Below are 16,892 nucleotides of genomic sequence, written 5' to 3' on the forward strand. Positions count from 1 at the left end.
TTCAAGTACTTAGTCCTTACCAGGAGGTTTCCATGACGAGGAAAATACGGGTTGGTCTTGTGTACGGAGGAAGGTCGGGAGAACACGACGTTTCTCTGCAGACGGCGCTGGCCGTCATTAAAGCGTTCGATCACAAAAAATACGAAATTCACCCATTCTACATCGACAGACAAGGGATTTGGAGTTCGGGACCGGTGCTTCTCGGGCCGGTAAGCAGCGTTAAGGAGCTGACTTTCCAGTCTTCTTATATTGAAGAGGGCAACGCTAAAACGGAGACGCTGGCGGAAGCAGTCGGAATGGGAACGGAAATCAAAGTGACACAACTGGAGCCTGCGGGAAAAGAGCTTCCCATCGCCTCCGTGTTTGCCGGAGCCGGCTCGGACGAGCGGACGCTTGACGTCATGCTGCCTCTCTTGCACGGTACATTCGGCGAAGACGGAACGATTCAAGGCCTGTTTGAAATGGCCGGCATCCCTTATGTGGGCTGCGGCGTTCTCGCTTCGGCGGTAGGCATGGACAAGGTCATGATGAAGAAGATTTTTGCCCAGGAGGGCTTACCGCAATGTCTGTTCCGCCACTTTACGAGAAGCCAGTGGGAGCGGGATCAAGCCTTCTTCTTGATGGAAATCGAGATTTCCCTCGGCTATCCATGCTTTGTGAAACCAGCCAACCTGGGGTCCAGCGTCGGCATTTCCAAGGCGGAAAATCGGGAAGAGCTGATTGAAGCCGTCAAACTGGCATTCCGTTATGACCGCAAAATTATCGTCGAAGAGGGCGTGGATGGCCGCGAGATTGAGGTGGCGGTATTGGGCAACGACGATCCCCAAGCATCCGTCCCTGGCGAAATCGTGACAACAGGCAATTTCTATGATTATTCCTCCAAGTATGTGGATGGCAAATCGACGATGGTCATCCCGGCTGATCTGCCTGCGGAAACGGCAGAGAAAATCCGCGAAATGGCCGTTCGTGCTTTTATCGCCATAGATGGGTCCGGTTTGTCCCGGGTCGATTTTTTCCTTGACCGCAAAGATGGGGCGATCTACATCAATGAAGTCAATACGATGCCTGGCTTCACCCCATACAGCATGTATCCGCTCTTATGGAGGGAAACGGGCAAGCCCTATGCCCAACTGCTTGACGAGCTGATTGAGTTGGCTCTGGAACGGCATAAGGAGAAGATGAAGCTGCAGTTTTCTTTTGAACCGAACTGAACCATAGGGATTTGTGAAAACGTAAAACGGACCCCGCGTATAACCCCGGATGTTGCCAGCATTTAACGGCGTCGGCTTTATATGGCGGGGTTTATAATAAGCGAAGGAGCGATAGTATGGGTTTTGCGACGGAATTCAATTCGGTATGCAAGTTCAAGTCCCAACGGGAACTGGATGATCTGATGGAGTATGGAAAAGGGAAAATGGTCAAGTCCGGATTTCGCATCTATCCCACCGGACAGAAGGTGATCGCTTATACCCCTGATAACAAGGCGGTGGCGATCGTTCATATTTCGGCTTCCGTAGCCGAAATCAATTTTCAAGGCAAGGAAATTACTTCGGTGGAGATGGACCTGGTCCGTCCTTTAACGGAAGAGGAATCCGCTGTGCAAACGGCTCTCGCCTACGAAATGTTTTTCCGGGATCATCAAGGCTAAAGTTTACAGGTTAGCCGCACTCGGATCGAGAATAGTTCCATCCCACCCGGGGAATACAGGTAAAATGGGCTTCGTTGCCCAACCTGTTTTTCACCTAAGATGAGCCTGATCTCCGGGGCGGCATTCAGCCGCAGCCAGTGAGGAATGGCCCGCGGGAGGAACTCCTTTGATCGTCCGGTTCGGCTATGTGGCCATGTCCGCTCTGCTCCCCAACGCTTCGCCCTCGAAAACGATGACCGCTACCCGCTTTAGTCAACTGGCGGACCGCGAGGCGGCTTTGCGAAGACTTGAGCGGTTGGCAGAGGAAAACTTACATAATTGCATGAGGCTGCTCCGGCACAATAGTGCTCACGATATCCAGGTGTTTCGCTTTTCTTCCCGGCTTATACCGCTCGCGACTCACGAGATCACCGCCGGTTGGAACCCGATGGCGGTTCTTGCGCCGGCTTTTGCCGAAGTAGGCGACTATGTGCAGCAGCATGGAATGCGGACAAGCCTGCATCCGGATCATTTCACGGTGTTGACGTCGCCGCGGGACGAGGTATACCAATACTCGCTGCGGGATTTACGACATCAATCGGGGATGCTGGCGGCTATGGGACTAGATGAGCGGGCGAAATGCAACATTCATATCGGAGGTACTTACGGGGATAAAATGACGGCGCTTCACCGATTCTGCGAGCGCTGCGGGAAGTTGGACCCGGCGATCCTCAGCCGTCTGACGTTAGAAAACGATGATAAAACTTATACCGCACTGGAAACTTTGGAAACCTGCGAAAAAGTCGGCGTTCCGATGGTTTTGGATATCCATCATCATCAGGTTAACCCGGGAAACGGAGAGCAAATTCCCGAGTTATGGCTGCGAATTCGCGAAACATGGGATGCGGCGGGGATTCCGCCGAAGATTCACGCGTCCAGCCCGAAGAGCGCGAGCATGCCGAAGGCCCATGCGGATTATGTGGACCCGGAGCCGCTACTTACGATTCTGAAGATTATCGCGCCGGAAACACCGGCACTTGATGTGATGATTGAAGCGAAAAGCGAAAGGACAAAGCTTTGTTTCAACTGATGAAGGATCTTTCGGGCAAACCGGGTGTGAAACCAGTCAATCAAGCGTCCATCGAGGTATGAAAGGCCGTTGTAAAAAATCCCTTTGTACGAAGTGACGATGATTTTTGGGGAAACATCTGTAGTTTCGCTGGCTGGATTGAACTATACTTGACCTAAAAGTGCTGAAAAGAGTGATTGCTTTGGCAGAAGAACCGAATGTTCCGTTTTCGCCCAGCGGCAAAAGCTTCACGGCAGTCGCCGTCAACACAGCGGCTAAAGCAGGCGAATGGATTAAAACGAAAATAGGCGCTTATACCAAGTTGGACCTGAAATATTCCGAATCGGATCTCGTTACGGAGATCGATAAAGGCTCGGAGAAGCTGATTCGCAGTCTGATCCTCACGCACTTCCCGACCCATTCTTTTTTAGGGGAGGAAGGTGTGGAGCCAGGCCCGCTGGCTTCCGCCAAGGCGCTGGAGGATGCAAGCGGCGCCGAGTATTTGTGGATTGTCGATCCCATTGACGGGACGACCAATTTTGTTCATCAATTTCCGTTCTTTTCGATATCAATAGCTTTGGCCTACAAGGGAGAGCCGGTTATCGGGGTGGTGTATGATCCTAACCGGGATGAGCTGTTCGTTGCTGAAAAAGGCAAAGGCGCCTATCTCCACGGCAAGCGGATGAGCGTTTCGGCAGACGCGAAGCTGTCCGAAAGCCTGCTGGCCACCGGTTTTCCCGCGGATCGGGAAAAGGCCCTCCCCATCAACATGCGGGGACTGGCAGCAGTCGTGCCAAAAGTGCGCAATGTGCGCAACGGCGGCTCCGCAGCGCTGCATATGGCCTATATTGCAGCCGGACGGCTGAGCGGTTTTTGGGAAATCGGCCTCAACTCTTGGGACTTGGCAGCAGGCACGCTGCTAATCCAGGAATCAGGCGGCTCCGTTACCGATACCGCTGGGAATCCTTACACTTTGAAAGTGCGCAATGTGCTTGCGACTAATGGCAAAATTCATGGCGAACTGGTGGACACACTGCAGCAAGCGGACGCCACCGGTCTCTAGTACAAAACAAAAAGAAGCCAATCGTTATGTTTCGCCTTTTTGCGAACCGGACGGTTGGTTTTTTTGTTTTCCAAAAGGATACTGCTGAGGCGCTGAGTTCGAGTATAATGCATACAGAACGATGGGTGAATTTTAGAGAATTTTACCCCTCATCTGGATAAATGAGCACCTGATGCCCGACTTCCGCTCTTTTATAATAAGGGTAGAACTTGATGGGGAAAGAAAGGGATGATTCCCGTTGACGTTGGTACACAATCCCGGCACATGTTCCGGCCAAAAGCTGAAAGCGCTGTTAGTGGACGATGAACCGCATATTTTGCATAATCTCAGCCAGATCATCCCGTGGGAACAGATGGGCATCGACATCGTCGGCTTGGCGCGTAACGGCAAGCAAGCACTGGAGATGGCGGAGCTAAAGCTTCCTGACCTTGTCCTCACGGATATCCGCATGCCTGTTATGGACGGCGTGGCTCTGCTGGAGGAGCTTCGAGCAAGGGCAATTCCATGCGAAATTATTATGCTAACCGGCTATCAGGACTTCGAATACATGCGCTCCGGCATTCAGTATGCGGTGAAGGATTATTTGCTGAAACCGATCAATTACGAGGAACTGGAAAAGACCGTGTCCCGCGTTGCTCTGGAAATCCGCGAGAGGCGGATTCTCCAGGAGTCGGAGGAACGCATGTGGAGCCAAGTGGTCCGCATGGCCTACGAGAAGGCGCTGCTGGATGTGCTTTTGGGATCGCCTACGCCTCAGGGAGCTTTCCTTGAGGATGGCGGAGTGGAGCTGTCGGAGCTGTCTTTTACCGTCATGCTCCTGGATATGGACGATTACTCCAGTAAGATCAGGTCCTGGAACGAGAAGGAACGAAAGCTGTGGAATTTTGCGGTGCGCAATGTTTTGCAGGAAGTGATGGAGGAAAAGGGAGTACGCCACGCGGTTCTGCAACCCCGGGAAGGGGAGTTTTGCATCCTGGTGGAAGAAAGCGGACCCGTGGCAGGTCATGATGACGGGACGGCCGCTTCCATGACGCTGGAAAGGGACAAACGGTGGCTGGAGGAAATGCAGATCAAAGTCCGCCAATGGGTCAAGCTGGAGCTGCGCTGCGCATTGCTGCCGGATAAAGTGGCGTATCATAGCTTGCCGGATGCTTACGGCCGGATTCAGCGGCATTTGACCATGACCCGGCACAACCGGGATTCCCTCATGATCGTTCCCGCCGGGCAAATGGAACGAAGCGGTGCGGAAGCCCGCTGGTGGGGCTGGGTGGAAGAAATCGTTTCCGGCTTAAAGCAGCGGAACCAGACGCTAATGAAAGACTCTTTGGATCATTTGAACCGCGATATGTTGGCGCTGTCGGAGCAGTCTCTGGTGCGCGCGGAGCAGATCCTGCATTATCTGGTACTGCACTTGCTGCGAGAGATGCGGGAAAGCGGCATGCTAGCGGTGGAGAATGAACAGAGCTATTGGGAGCGCCTGGAGAAAAGCGGCGGCATCGTCGGGCTGATGAACCTGATCAACACCTTGTCGGATGACGGGATGCAGCGGGCTTTGAGCCGGAAGTCCACGGAAATGCTCATGCTGTCGGCCGAGGATTATATCCGCCGCAATTTGGCGAACGACCTCAGCATCGACGAGATCGCCGACCGGCTGGGGATTAGCTACAGCTATTTCAGCATGCTGTTTAAAAACCATTTTGGTGAGACCTTTATCGAATATTTGACCCGGGAACGGATGGAGTTGGCCAAATCCCTGCTGCTAAAAACAGACAACAGCGTCACCCAGATCGGGAAGATGACCGGGTATCTGGAACGAAGGTATTTTACGAAAGTATTTGCCAAGTATGCGGGGGTGTCGCCCACGGAATTCAGAGAACGGTACGTGGCGGCGGAGTGCGCGGAGGAGGAGAAGGGGAATGTTTAGTTCCATGACCTTGCGTGAAAAAGTCGGGCAGCTGTTTATTTGCGGCTTCCCGGATCGCGTAGAAGGACCGGAATCGGAGCGTTTGGTGAAGGATTTGCAGGTGGGGGGCATCATTTATTTCCGGCGAAATGTAGAAAATGCGGAGCAGGTCGGCCGGCTTTCCGCCGCTTTGCAGCAAACGGCGCGGGACGCCGGAACGATACCGCTGTTTATCGGGGTCGACCAGGAAGGGGGCATGGTGGCGCGGATTGATAAGGGGATGACGGCTTTCCCCGGCAGCATGGCGCTTGGCGCGACCCGGAATGCGGAAGGGGTATATGCGGCGGCAAAAGCCTCCGGTGACGAGCTGCGCAGCATCGGGGTCAATATGAACTTCGCTCCTTGCCTCGATGTGAACAACAATCCGTTAAATCCAGTCATTGGCGTCCGTTCCTATGGAGAAAGCCCTGAGCTTGTAGCTGAAATGGGCTGCGCGGCCGTGCGGGGATACCAAGAAGCGGGCATATCCGCTACTGTCAAGCATTTTCCCGGTCACGGAGATACAGCCGATGATTCCCATCATTCCATTCCCGTTGTTCCCTATGGAGAAAAGCGACTCTTTGACGTAGAACTGTTTCCTTTCATAAAGGCGATCGCAGCGGGGACGGATGTCATCATGACGTCCCATGTGCTGTTCCCGGCTTTCGAACCGGATGGGCATACCGCTACCATTTCCCGAAAAATATTAACCGGACTGTTGCGGGAACGCCTCGGATACGACGGACTCATCATCACCGATTGTCTGGAGATGGATGCCATTGCCGCATCCATTGGGGTGGAGGAAGGCGCAATCCGGGCGATTGAGGCGGGAGCCGATTTGGTTATGGTCAGCCATCGCCTGGACCGGCAAACGGCTGCCGTGAATGCGGTGCTGAAGGCGGTGGAAAGCGGCCGGTTGACGGAAGCGCGGATCGATGCCTCGGTTGCGCGGATTTTGGAACTGAAGAAGCGGAGAGGGATTTTGGCTCTAGAGGAGGATGAGGTTGCCGCTGCTAGCGGCACAGCCGTATCGGTTGGAAGCGGAACAGGCCTGCCGTTTTGTCATGAGGAACATCGACAGCTGGCAGAACGATTAAGCCGGGAAAGCGTTACATTGGTCAAAGATGAGGGACAGCTGCCTCTGTGTGCCGATGAACCGGTTCTTGTGGTTTGGACCGAGGTACGGACCGGAACGGAAGTTGACGAACAGGAAGAACGTGCGGGAACATTGGGAGATGCACTAAAGGGCTGCGGATTGCAAGTCGAAGAAATCTACATGGACATCAACATGTCGCGTGAGGAGATCGAAATGGCTTGCAGACTCGCTTCCGGGTATCATCAGGCCATCGTTGTCACTTACAATGAAGCTTTTTACCCAGGACAAAGGGAGCTTGTGTACAGGCTGGGAGAGCTTCCGGGCTTGAAACTGACAGTATGTGCAGGACGTAATCCCTTTGATCTGACCGGATTCCCGCAAGTCAAAACCTATATAGCCGCCTATGAAAACCGCCCCGTGGTTATGAAGGCGCTGGCGGAAGTGTTGACCGGCCGTATTCAAGCCAAGGGAAAGTTGCCGGTCACCTTGTCACCGGACTACCCCTTCGGTTGGAGTTTATCTTAACCGTCTGGTTATTAAGTTCCGGCTTGGCCTTAGTCGGGTGCCACGTAAATAGACGTTTTGTGCTGGATTTTGGCAAAATCATCTAATTGTTCATTGCTAATTGCCTAACCCTCCTTTATACTTTAGGTTATAACGGGACTGGGGAACTATCCAGAAACGGTATAATGCGTACGGTAGAGAGGCGTGTGGCTCATGCAGGCAGCCTATATTAACCCTTTTCTTACTTCTTCCTGCAGCGTGATTGAATCTTTGATTCAGGTCAAGCCGATTTTAGGCGAGTTGAAGATCAAGAATATCGATCTCCGAAACGATTACGTGTGGCTGAAGATTGGCATCGTTGGCGGGCTGACGGGAGACATCGTGTTTGGTTTTCCCGAAGGAGTCGCATTGAAAATTGCATCGGCAATGATGGGGGGCTTTACCCTCACGGAGTTTGACGAGTTGAGCCGCAGCGCTATTTCCGAGCTCGCAAATATGATCAGCGGAAATGCAAGCACACTGCTTTATAATGATGGAATTGCCGTAGATATAACGCCTCCGGCTTTTATGGAACGGGCGGGCATGCAGGGCAATCCGTTCAAAGCGTTAACGATCCCTTTGACCTTGCATAGTTATGGCGATTTCGATATTTACGTAGTCGCTTGATCCGCTTCAGCAGCATAGTTTAACGAATCAGAACAAGACATAAAGAGAGCCGAGAGGCTCTCTTTCATTTTACATTAGGGAGGGGATTGGCAAAGGGGCGGCTTAAGTTTTGGCGCTCTGTCAGCTGCGGTATAATTTGCACTAATAAAATACGGTTCATAAGGAGACGCGTCATTCTTGAAACTAAAACCGCGATTTATTGCAATCACTGCTGTTGTATTGCTACTCTATGTTGGCCTTAATGCTTATATCGGCTGGCATGGAGCCTGGCTGTTGGACAATGCGGGATGGTTCCATCCGGGGATCGGGTATTGGATTGTATTTGCCATTATTGCAGTTGCCTATCTATTGGGACGAGTCAAATTGATTCCGGGACCTTTGCGGAGGCTGCTGAAGGTTGTTGGGGCCGTTTATTTCGGATTGATTGAGTTCGCCCTCATTTTGCTGGTGATCGCGGATCTTGTTGTTTGGATCGCCAAGCTGGCCGGTTACCATGGAGATTCTTTATTGCTCAGCGTCGGTTGGACGGTATTCATCCTGCTTGTGCTGCTTATGGCTTGGGGTTCCCGCAATGCATGGTCGCCCATTGTCCGTACCCATGAAATCAAGCTGGACAAATGGGCGGGAGGCCGGAAGGAACTGCGCGTCGCCGTGGCATCGGACCTTCACCTTGGGAATCTGGTAGGAAGGCGCTATTTGGGGCGATTGGTGCGGGAGATGAACGCCATGGAACCGGACCTCATTCTTTTCGCCGGCGATGTAATTGATGATGATATCGAACCGTTTGTCCGCAACCGGATGTCTGAGGTGCTGCAGGGTTTGCAGTCCCCTTTGGGAGTGTACGCGGTGCTGGGCAACCATGAGTACTACGGTGGAAGTCTGGAAGAGTACGTAGAAAAGATGGCCGAGATCGGCATTCCGGTTTTGATGGACGAAACGGTGCTGGTGGAGGATGTCTTTTATGTTGCGGGAAGAAAGGACAAGACGGCGGAAACGGCAGATTCCACAGGCAGAGTCAGCGTAGAGGAGCTGCTGGCGGGACTGGATAAACGGGTTCCCATTATCCTGATGGATCACCAGCCGTATGAATTCGACAAGGCTGCCGCTGCAGGGGCTGATATTCTCTTGTGCGGGCATACCCACAGGGGGCAGTTTGCCCCGAACCATTGGGTAACCCGCCGATTGTTTGAGTTGGACTGGGGGTATTTGCTAAAGGACAAGATGCATGTCATCGTCTCCTCCGGCTACGGCACATGGGGACCGCCCATCCGTCTTGCCAGCCGTTCGGAAATCATCCAGTTGAATATTCGTTTTGAGGGGTAAGCAGTAGGGCCACTGCGATTGAGGCGGCCTGTAGAAGATAAAGGAAAAGCTGACGGTTGGGGAGGAACTCCGCCGTCAGCTTTTTTGGTTGCATTTTACAGATGATACTTTGAATGTGTGGTATAATTTTGAAAATTTTAAACCGACAATGGAGTGGATAAAATGGCAACGATTTTCAATGCAGAGTCCGTATCGTACAAGCTAAGGCAATCTCCGATTCCAGAATTTTCATGGCACACCAGCGAAAATTTGGCGGAGCAAGTGAACGCGAAGCACATGCAATTTCAAATCCGCTCCTTGGATCCAGGCAAGTACTCTTACCCTTATCATTTTCACCGCAACGCAGAGGAGATGTTCGTCATACTGGAAGGCAGCTCCCTCCTGCGGACACCGGAAGGAGTCAAGGAGATCGCGAAAGGAGACGTCGTCTTTTTTGAGATGGGCCAGACCGGCGCTCACCAGCTGTTCAATCACACGGATCAACCGTGTGTATATCTGGATTTGGCCAGTCTTCCTGAACTTGATGTCGCCGAATATCCGGATTCCGGAAAGATCAAAATTTTGCCGTCGCAGGATGATGTTTTTCAGGGCGGCGATCGGGTTGACTATTATGACGGCGAAGCTTCCGTAGCCGAGAAATGGGAAGCTTTGAAACTATCGCGGGGCCATGACGGGGAGAAGAAGAATGAGCAGCAATGAACTAACGGTTGTCGTGCCAAAGACATGGAGTAGAGTTAAGTTTTTTGGGGGGATACTGTGCTTGAGCCAAATGTGAAAGAAGTATTTAAGAATATCGATTTTATTAAAAGATATAAAGGTTTATCTGAAAAATATCAATTTGACTACAAGGATAGTTTTGAAAATTATGATGCTAATCTCGTATTAGGAATTTTAAATCAATTAGGATATTCATTTCGTTTCGATAAAAAAGAAAAATTTTTCAGATTGATTGAAATCGTATCGGAAGATAAGTTTCAATTTACTATTTCCTTGAAATATGGTGCATTGGAGTTTATTTGGTCAGCATGGAAGAATACGAATCTTCTAATTGGTGGTACGTGGGGAATAATAAAAGAACAGTTGGACGCTCAAGAGAATGACAAAATAAAGAAACCAATCTTTCGAAATTATAATGAATTAAGAGAAATACTTGCAGAGGCGTTATTAATTTACGGGGATTTTAAACATGAGTTTAAAGCTTTATCATAATCAATTTTACCGCCATTGGCTTCTAATATTTTATTTCCAGCGATCTACAATTTGTGCTTAAATATGGGGATTCAAAATTTGAACAAGATATCATTTATAAATCAATAGAAGCATCGCCTTATACAGATAAGAATGGTTTTAATGTTTTTGATTCTTTTTTTGGTTTTGATGGGAGCATGGATGATATTGGAAATAAAATTAAACAGTACTATGACAGGATTCCTAGTTCTTTAATACCCATTGCGGATGATGGTAAAGGAAATCTGATTTGTATTGGTGTCAAGGATGGCCGTAATGAGAAAATCTATTTTTGGTATCATGAAAATGAATTGACTGCTAGAGCAATGTTAAATGAAAAAAATATAGAAATGTTAGTTTGGATGATTATTGGGATAATGTTTTTTTGATTTCAGAGAGTTTCCTTGATTTTATAATTAGTTTTGAAGCTGAACAGGTAGAAGAAGAACAAAAAGTAGAATTGAAAATTGTAAGAGAAAGAATGAATGCTGACTTCATAGCTAATATGTTAGCCGCAAGAGCAGAGTTAGAAGCTAAAGAAAAAGAAAGAAAAAGAAAGAAAAAGAAAGAAAAAGTAAGAAGAAGTAAGAAGAAGGACAAGGAATGAGATTTAACCTTGCAGATGGTCTTTATCCAAATCAGTTATGTTTTTCTCACTTTTAACCCGTCAGTTAAAAGGATGAATTGAAATTAAAAGGTTGGAACAAACAGTTGGAGAGGAAATCATGATAAATCAAAAAAAAATCGATCTGGCTTATAAAAAGTATATCAAGAATTTTCAAGATGAGAGCATGTTTGAAAATAGTATAACGAAATACGAAGGATTGAAGAATGTAATAGAAAACATCATAGAAGCAAATGAAAAAGAGAAAGATCACATCTTATTAATAAGGATAGGATCGATTTTCGCACATTACCATTTAATATGGAAAAAGGATGTATTGATCAATGGTAACAATTCAATAGACGGTTTAAAGCAACTGCAAATCTCCTTATTTTATCAGTGTATGTCGCAAGATCTTTATAAAATTCGTTATCCGCGTATGATGGTGAGCTATACCTTTAAGGACATAGTCTCAAGCTTAGTACATTTCACAATGTACGGATGGGAAAAAGAGGAGAGTATTCTATATAACTTTATTGCAGATCACATAGGGGAGAATTCCATATCAGCCAATAATTCGAATAGGCACACTTGGTTCCTCATGGAGCTCTATCTGCGATATCGAAATAAAAAGATTCTGGGAACTAACCAAGACGTGTATATTGCTGTAGGTGAAGAGCTTATGGAACGAGAGGTCGAAAACGACCTAATACCTGATGATCTGGACATCTATGAAGAAGTGCTGGACCGTTGGTCAACTTCAGAGGAGGAAGAGATCACAGCATTGATAGATAAAATGATAATTTATCATTCTGAACGGGTTTTAGAACTAGGAAACTCCGTTGAATTTGGTGATTACAGGTATGGATTTTATCCGTATGAAATATTGTTTCTGATCCATGTAAGGAAAAAGCAAGGGTTGCCGGTTCCAGAACATTTTAAGGAACTGCTGATGAATACACCGGAAGCCAGGATGGTGCATGAGGATCCGGAATCTTATCCTGAGAGAGACCCGTTGATGGAGATCATCGATCAATTCTATCGCAAGAATTATCCTGAATATGTCCCAAATCAGTACGGAGATGAACTTTTTCAATAACGTATAACGGAGGACATTTGCATGTTGAATGAAGGAATCGTGGATGTTCTATTTGAAGACAGAGACGATGTAGAAGCCATTTTAGAGGATTGTGACAATCCAAACCTTTATGAGTGTCTGCTGAAGTATGGATTGTCTACCGGAAGATTTCTGTCCCTGGACTACAAGGGTGAGGAAGACAATGAGATAGTGAACTTTATTTTAGATTATGAGTTTGCGCGTCAAATTGAACTAGCATCACAAGATGAACTGGAAGGATTGGGGGAATATGAATATGAATTCCTACCGGATAAGATCCGAGAAACTAACAAACTATTAACACATAAGGGATACGGTTTATTCGCTTGCCCATCGGTAGGTGATTATTACATACTGTTCATCTCCAAATTAGAGAACAAAGCGAAATTACTCGAAACTGAACTGCTTGATAACGAGTTAATACCACCCGGAGAAAGATGCATAAAGTACTATTCTGAGGTGTAAGATTAGACTTTGTTGGGGTATGGTCCATCGTGGACTTTTATTGAGGGATGAAGGTATCTTACAAAAGATAGGAAGGATATAGAACCCAGAGAAAATACTGAATAATATTGAACAGTTTGAGTGGTCAGATGCATTATTTCTTCCTGAAGATGAGACGTGGGATTTAGTTACAAATCATCAGGACTCTGGCAATAAAAAAAGGGAAGATATTGGAGGTGACAATATGGGGATAAAAGGTTGGTCTTTTTCTGAGGAACTACATGACGAAACGATAATAACCGTAGTTGAGAATAATTTCGGGATAAAATTTCCAGATGATTACAAAAGGTGTGTTAAGTTGAATAATGGGGGTTATCCAGAACCAAATTGCTTCAACATGGTTGATGGCGAACAGGGAGTATTTAATAATTTATTAAGCTTTACGAATAAGAATTTAAATATCATGATGTTCTATGATTTTGCAGAGGAATCTTCAATTGAAGGACTTGTTCCTATTGCTAGGGATCCCTTTGGGAATTTATTATGCTTTGATTATCGCTCTAGTAACCTATCGCCTGAAATCATATTTTATGATCATGAGGAAACTGGGGATGAGGCAATAATTCCTGTTTGTCGTACATTTACAGAATTATTAGATGGGTTATATTCTACAGAATAGTGGTGAATATATGAATCCTGAATTTGAATTTTCATTTGAACCGGTTACAGAACAGGAATTAGTCGCCTTTGAAACAAAAAATCACCTTGCCTTACCCAAGGACTATAAGGATTTTTTGAAATTTAGCAATGGTGGTAAAAGCGTTTTGAGAAGATTTAAAACTTTGGATAAGGTGGTAATTTCTTCGATCATGCTTTTTTTTCCACTCAACAAAAAAGAAGAGCATAATCTTGAAGGTTCGTATCAAAAATACACTCATAATAATGTAGTTCCACCAAATTTTTTACCTATAGGTAGAGACCCGAGAAATAACATTATTTGTTTAGCTGTTAGCGGAGAAGAAACAGGAAGGGTGTATTTTTGTGATTTAAGCCATTTGGAAGAAGACAAAGGCTTAATCAAGGAGCTAATTAGATTAACAGCGGCTAGCTTTACAGAATTCTTGCAATCACTGTATAAAGCGGAGTAATATTTTCTAAAAATTTGTAATAAACGACTTTTAAGACCATAATTTAGCATTCTCCTAAAGGGGAGTGCGTTATGGCTGAGGGGAGAAAAAGTGGAGAATCTTATTACGTTGAGAAAAATACTGAATAATATTGAACAATTCGAGTGGTCAGATGCATTATTTCTTCCTGAAGATGAGACGTGGGATTTAGATACAAGAGGTTCTATACTTGATCCCGATGATGTAGAGGATGACAGTGATGAAGTACCCGAATTTGCAAGGAAAAATAATTTAATGTATGCGTTAGACATTCAAACGATAAAAGGAATAGTTAAAAATGCCTTTTTGCAAAAGGTTAAATGTACAGATGAAGAATTAATGGAAGCCTTTTTATATTACTATGATCATGACGCTTTTATCGTAATGAAATAAATGAATCGTCTTTGTACTTTGGTGTAAACAATGCTTATGATAGTGAATAATTTCACATTTGAAGTTTGGGCAGAAGGATTGGAGCAAAGGAATAAACTAATTTTTTATGGAGGTAATAATGCTGAATCGCAATAAACTAACGACGGCGTATAAAAAATACAATAAAAACTTTGCCGACGGAGCCATATTCGCACAGAGCAAAATGGAATATGAAGAGATTAAAAGTGAAATTATTGATATTGTTGAATCGAATAACGTGGATAAGGATCATATCTTGTTGCTAGATTTGGGAGCGATTTTCTCCTATTACCTGTCGAAATGGAAAGAAGATGTGTTGGTCAACGGAGGGCAGGGGATTGACGGATTAAAACAGATGCAAATCACCTTGTTTTATCAGTGCGTGTCTCAGGAGCTTTACAAGGTTCGTTATCCCGATATGATGGTAGATTATACATTTAAAGAGATCATCGCAACCTTAATCCATTTCACGATGTACGGGTGGGAGAAGGAGGAAAGAGTATTATTTGACTTTATTGCTGATCATTTGGATGAGGCCTCTATTTCGGCGAATGATTGGAATAAGCATACCTGGTTCCTGCTGGAGCTCTACCTGCGATTTAGAAATAAAACCATTCTGGGAATCAATGAGGATGTTTATGTTACTGTCAGTGAGGAATTTATGGAATGCGAAGTCGAAAACGATCTGATTCCTGAGGATCTTGATATTTATGGGGAAGTCCTTGAACGATGGACAACACCGGATGAGGAAGAGATAGCAGCATTGATAAGCAAGATGATCATTTATCATTCTGAGCGGGCCTCGGAGCTAGGGAAATCTATTGAATTCGGCGATTACAGGTATGGATTTTATCCTTATGAAATATTGTTCCTTCTTCATGTTAGGAAAAAGCAAGGGTTGCCAGTTCCCAATCAATTTAACGAGTTATTGATGAATACACCGGAGGCGAATGTGGTGTTTGAAGATCCCGAACCTTATCCGGTTAGTGATCCTAATCTTGAGCAGATCGTTAATTTTTATCGCAAAAATTATCCGGACTATGCTCCGAATAAGTATGAAGATGAGCTATTTCAATAATATGTACGAGTTGTGAAAACAGGTTTTAAGGATGGTGATGGGATGTCAACAATACTAGTATTGGTAGAGCAAGACGATAATTTGATAAAATACCTTCCCATAATAAAGAAAAATACGAACCAAAGCTTTTCTGAAATAAGAAGCAGCATTAACGCTGGCACTCCAATAATGAAGTGTATTTTATTCAGAGATGAAGCGGAGGATAAAAAGTTGAAGCTGCTAATTGACGAGCTAGATAAATTAGGAGCGCGACTAAAGCTTTTTGAAGACCAAGTAGATAAGAATAGCGAGGTTCCAATGGACTATCTACTGAATAGATTCAATAGGTTTAGCGAAATACAGAAACAAAATAAAAGGTTAGATGATTTGATGTACGGTGAAGATGAGAACTGAATTTCTGCATTTAAGGTAGTGATGATGGGCAAAGCCGATTATGGTCGGATAGGTTTGGAGGTTCACCATAAACTGATAACATTATATCCCAGGTATCAAGCCAGGGATCGTGTTGACTATTATTATGGCGAAGCTACTGTGGCCGAGAAGTGGAAAGGCTTATTGTAAAAAAATATCGAGGAAATGATGAGGGAAAGTATGATGAGCAGCAATGAACTAGCGGTTGTCGTACGATTAACAAGTAAGGACATCAGGAATTACCAGTTCTCTTTTTTGTATAAGAGAGGAGTTTTTGGAATATTCACTCTGCTGTTTCTCCTCTCGTTCTGCTTTGTCGGATACAGTATCACTATCGGCAATGTTTCCGAGATTCCGCCTATGGCGTGGGCTTTGGTGTTGTTTTATTTGCTTTTCATAATCGCTTTGCTGCTTAATTCCAAGAAGACAAGCAACAATAAATTTGTGAGTGAAGAGAAGACCTACCGGTTCACCGACGATGATTTTCGAATGGAGTCCGCGTCGACCAATCAAAAAATAAACTGGGCTGATATTAAAAAGTACGTCATTACAAAAAACGGACTCTCCCTGTTCGTATCGGCCAATTCCGCGCATTTGATTCCACTGGCATCCATGTCGAATGCAGATAGGGACACCTTGATCCGGTTGGTTGTCTCGAAAGTTCCACAGCAAAAGAGGAACGTCCTGCCTTCTATTTTTTTCTATCTGTTGATCTTTTTGGTGGTAATCGGGATCATTCAATTTATGTCGAAATGAGAGAGACAATGGAATAGGGTTTCCGGAATATAAAACGGCCCGGCAGGGAGCCTTTGCGGCTATCTGTTGGGCCGTTATTGGTGTAAGCGAAGAGGGGGACAGTTGGGGAAAGGTTAGTTTCGTTCCAGCTCCAATGCGCCGGTGACGGTGTTTTTCAGCACGAGCCTCGCCTCGAAAGGTTCATCTGTTTGGCTTTTGAACTTCAACTTGCCGGTTTTGCCTTTTTCGATTAAGGCTTTGATCATGCTGTCGGATAGCTCCTTACCGAAGCTTTCTTTCCAAATCACGAAGCCGCAGCCGGTCTTGTAGTTGCTGCAGCCGTAGCCCTTGCGGCCCATGAAGATGCGGCCGCCGCAGCCCGGGCGCGGGCAGGCGCCGACGCCGGCTG

Annotated in this window: 20 protein-coding genes and 1 pseudogene; 20 read left to right on the forward strand and 1 reads right to left on the reverse strand. The window is 46.2% G+C overall.

Features of this window, described 5'->3' with window-relative positions; translation table 11 throughout:
• Positions 1-32: 32 nt before the first annotated feature.
• The 20 genes and pseudogenes from TJ79_RS07250 to TJ79_RS28650 all read left to right on the forward strand — a co-directional run bounded on the left by TJ79_RS07250 (position 33) and on the right by TJ79_RS28650 (position 16,504).
• On the forward strand, positions 33-1,211 hold the full coding sequence (locus TJ79_RS07250; protein WP_040949613.1) for a D-alanine--D-alanine ligase: 1,179 nt from the start codon (positions 33-35) through the stop codon (positions 1,209-1,211).
• A 116-nt stretch (positions 1,212-1,327) separates the two neighbouring features.
• Positions 1,328-1,648, forward strand: coding sequence for a hypothetical protein (locus TJ79_RS07255; protein ID WP_040949614.1), 321 nt, complete (start codon positions 1,328-1,330; stop codon positions 1,646-1,648).
• A gap of 166 nt (positions 1,649-1,814) precedes the next feature.
• Positions 1,815-2,779: pseudogene (gene uvsE / locus TJ79_RS07260) on the forward strand (UV DNA damage repair endonuclease UvsE).
• A 98-nt stretch (positions 2,780-2,877) separates the two neighbouring features.
• Complete coding sequence (locus tag TJ79_RS07265) at positions 2,878-3,759, forward strand: inositol monophosphatase family protein (protein WP_238322864.1); 882 nt, start codon at positions 2,878-2,880, stop codon at positions 3,757-3,759.
• A 238-nt stretch (positions 3,760-3,997) separates the two neighbouring features.
• Positions 3,998-5,683, forward strand: a complete 1,686-nt coding sequence (locus TJ79_RS07270) for a response regulator (RefSeq protein ID WP_052339364.1) — start codon at positions 3,998-4,000, stop codon at positions 5,681-5,683.
• Positions 5,676-7,322: a glycoside hydrolase family 3 protein gene (locus TJ79_RS07275; RefSeq protein WP_040949616.1), complete on the forward strand. Its 1,647-nt coding sequence runs from the start codon at positions 5,676-5,678 to the stop codon at positions 7,320-7,322. Before TJ79_RS07270 ends, TJ79_RS07275 begins: the two co-directional genes overlap by 8 nt.
• A 192-nt stretch (positions 7,323-7,514) precedes the next feature.
• Positions 7,515-7,967, forward strand: a complete 453-nt coding sequence (locus tag TJ79_RS07280) for a chemotaxis protein CheX (RefSeq protein ID WP_040949617.1) — start codon at positions 7,515-7,517, stop codon at positions 7,965-7,967.
• A gap of 177 nt (positions 7,968-8,144) precedes the next feature.
• Positions 8,145-9,290 carry a metallophosphoesterase gene (locus TJ79_RS07285; RefSeq protein WP_040949618.1) on the forward strand — a complete coding sequence of 382 codons (1,146 nt, stop codon included), beginning with the start codon at positions 8,145-8,147 and terminating at the stop codon, positions 9,288-9,290.
• Positions 9,291-9,452: 162 nt separating this feature from the next.
• On the forward strand, positions 9,453-9,989 hold the full coding sequence (locus TJ79_RS07290; RefSeq protein WP_052339365.1) for a cupin domain-containing protein: 537 nt from the start codon (positions 9,453-9,455) through the stop codon (positions 9,987-9,989).
• A 57-nt stretch (positions 9,990-10,046) separates the two neighbouring features.
• Positions 10,047-10,499 carry a hypothetical protein gene (locus TJ79_RS07295; protein WP_040949619.1) on the forward strand — a complete coding sequence of 151 codons (453 nt, stop codon included), beginning with the start codon at positions 10,047-10,049 and terminating at the stop codon, positions 10,497-10,499.
• Between the two features lie 53 nt (positions 10,500-10,552).
• A complete protein-coding gene (locus TJ79_RS07300; protein ID WP_052339366.1) occupies positions 10,553-10,906 on the forward strand; it encodes an SMI1/KNR4 family protein in 354 nt (117 codons plus the stop codon).
• Complete coding sequence (locus tag TJ79_RS07305; protein WP_040949620.1) at positions 10,903-11,124, forward strand: hypothetical protein; 222 nt, start codon at positions 10,903-10,905, stop codon at positions 11,122-11,124. Before TJ79_RS07300 ends, TJ79_RS07305 begins: the two co-directional genes overlap by 4 nt.
• A gap of 118 nt (positions 11,125-11,242) precedes the next feature.
• Positions 11,243-12,220 (forward strand): hypothetical protein, encoded by a 978-nt coding sequence (locus tag TJ79_RS07310; protein ID WP_040949621.1) that lies wholly within the window; start codon positions 11,243-11,245, stop codon positions 12,218-12,220.
• A gap of 21 nt (positions 12,221-12,241) precedes the next feature.
• Entirely contained in the window at positions 12,242-12,703 is a 462-nt protein-coding gene (locus tag TJ79_RS07315; protein ID WP_040949622.1) for a DUF6630 family protein, read from the forward strand.
• A 97-nt stretch (positions 12,704-12,800) separates the two neighbouring features.
• Complete coding sequence (locus TJ79_RS07320) at positions 12,801-13,361, forward strand: SMI1/KNR4 family protein (protein ID WP_420319376.1); 561 nt, start codon at positions 12,801-12,803, stop codon at positions 13,359-13,361.
• Complete coding sequence (locus TJ79_RS07325) at positions 13,339-13,830, forward strand: SMI1/KNR4 family protein (protein ID WP_238322866.1); 492 nt, start codon at positions 13,339-13,341, stop codon at positions 13,828-13,830. Before TJ79_RS07320 ends, TJ79_RS07325 begins: the two co-directional genes overlap by 23 nt.
• A gap of 90 nt (positions 13,831-13,920) precedes the next feature.
• Positions 13,921-14,241, forward strand: coding sequence for a DUF7716 domain-containing protein (locus TJ79_RS07330; RefSeq protein ID WP_052339367.1), 321 nt, complete (start codon positions 13,921-13,923; stop codon positions 14,239-14,241).
• A 118-nt stretch (positions 14,242-14,359) separates the two neighbouring features.
• Positions 14,360-15,337, forward strand: a complete 978-nt coding sequence (locus TJ79_RS07335) for a hypothetical protein (protein ID WP_040949625.1) — start codon at positions 14,360-14,362, stop codon at positions 15,335-15,337.
• Positions 15,338-15,379: 42 nt separating this feature from the next.
• The gene (locus TJ79_RS07340) at positions 15,380-15,730 is read left to right on the forward strand and encodes a hypothetical protein (protein WP_040949626.1); all 351 of its coding nucleotides are present in this window, start codon (positions 15,380-15,382) and stop codon (positions 15,728-15,730) included.
• Between the two features lie 507 nt (positions 15,731-16,237).
• The gene (locus TJ79_RS28650) at positions 16,238-16,504 is read left to right on the forward strand and encodes a YcxB family protein (RefSeq protein WP_420319377.1); all 267 of its coding nucleotides are present in this window, start codon (positions 16,238-16,240) and stop codon (positions 16,502-16,504) included.
• A 113-nt stretch (positions 16,505-16,617) separates the two neighbouring features.
• Here TJ79_RS28650 and TJ79_RS07350 read toward each other — a convergent pair.
• Positions 16,618-16,892, reverse strand: a 275-nt coding sequence (locus tag TJ79_RS07350) for a topoisomerase C-terminal repeat-containing protein (RefSeq protein ID WP_040949628.1), incomplete at its 5' end; no start/stop codon positions are given.

Origin of the sequence: Gorillibacterium massiliense (assembly GCF_000455485.1) — a bacterium.
Lineage (GTDB): Bacteria > Bacillota > Bacilli > Paenibacillales > NBRC-103111 > Gorillibacterium > Gorillibacterium massiliense.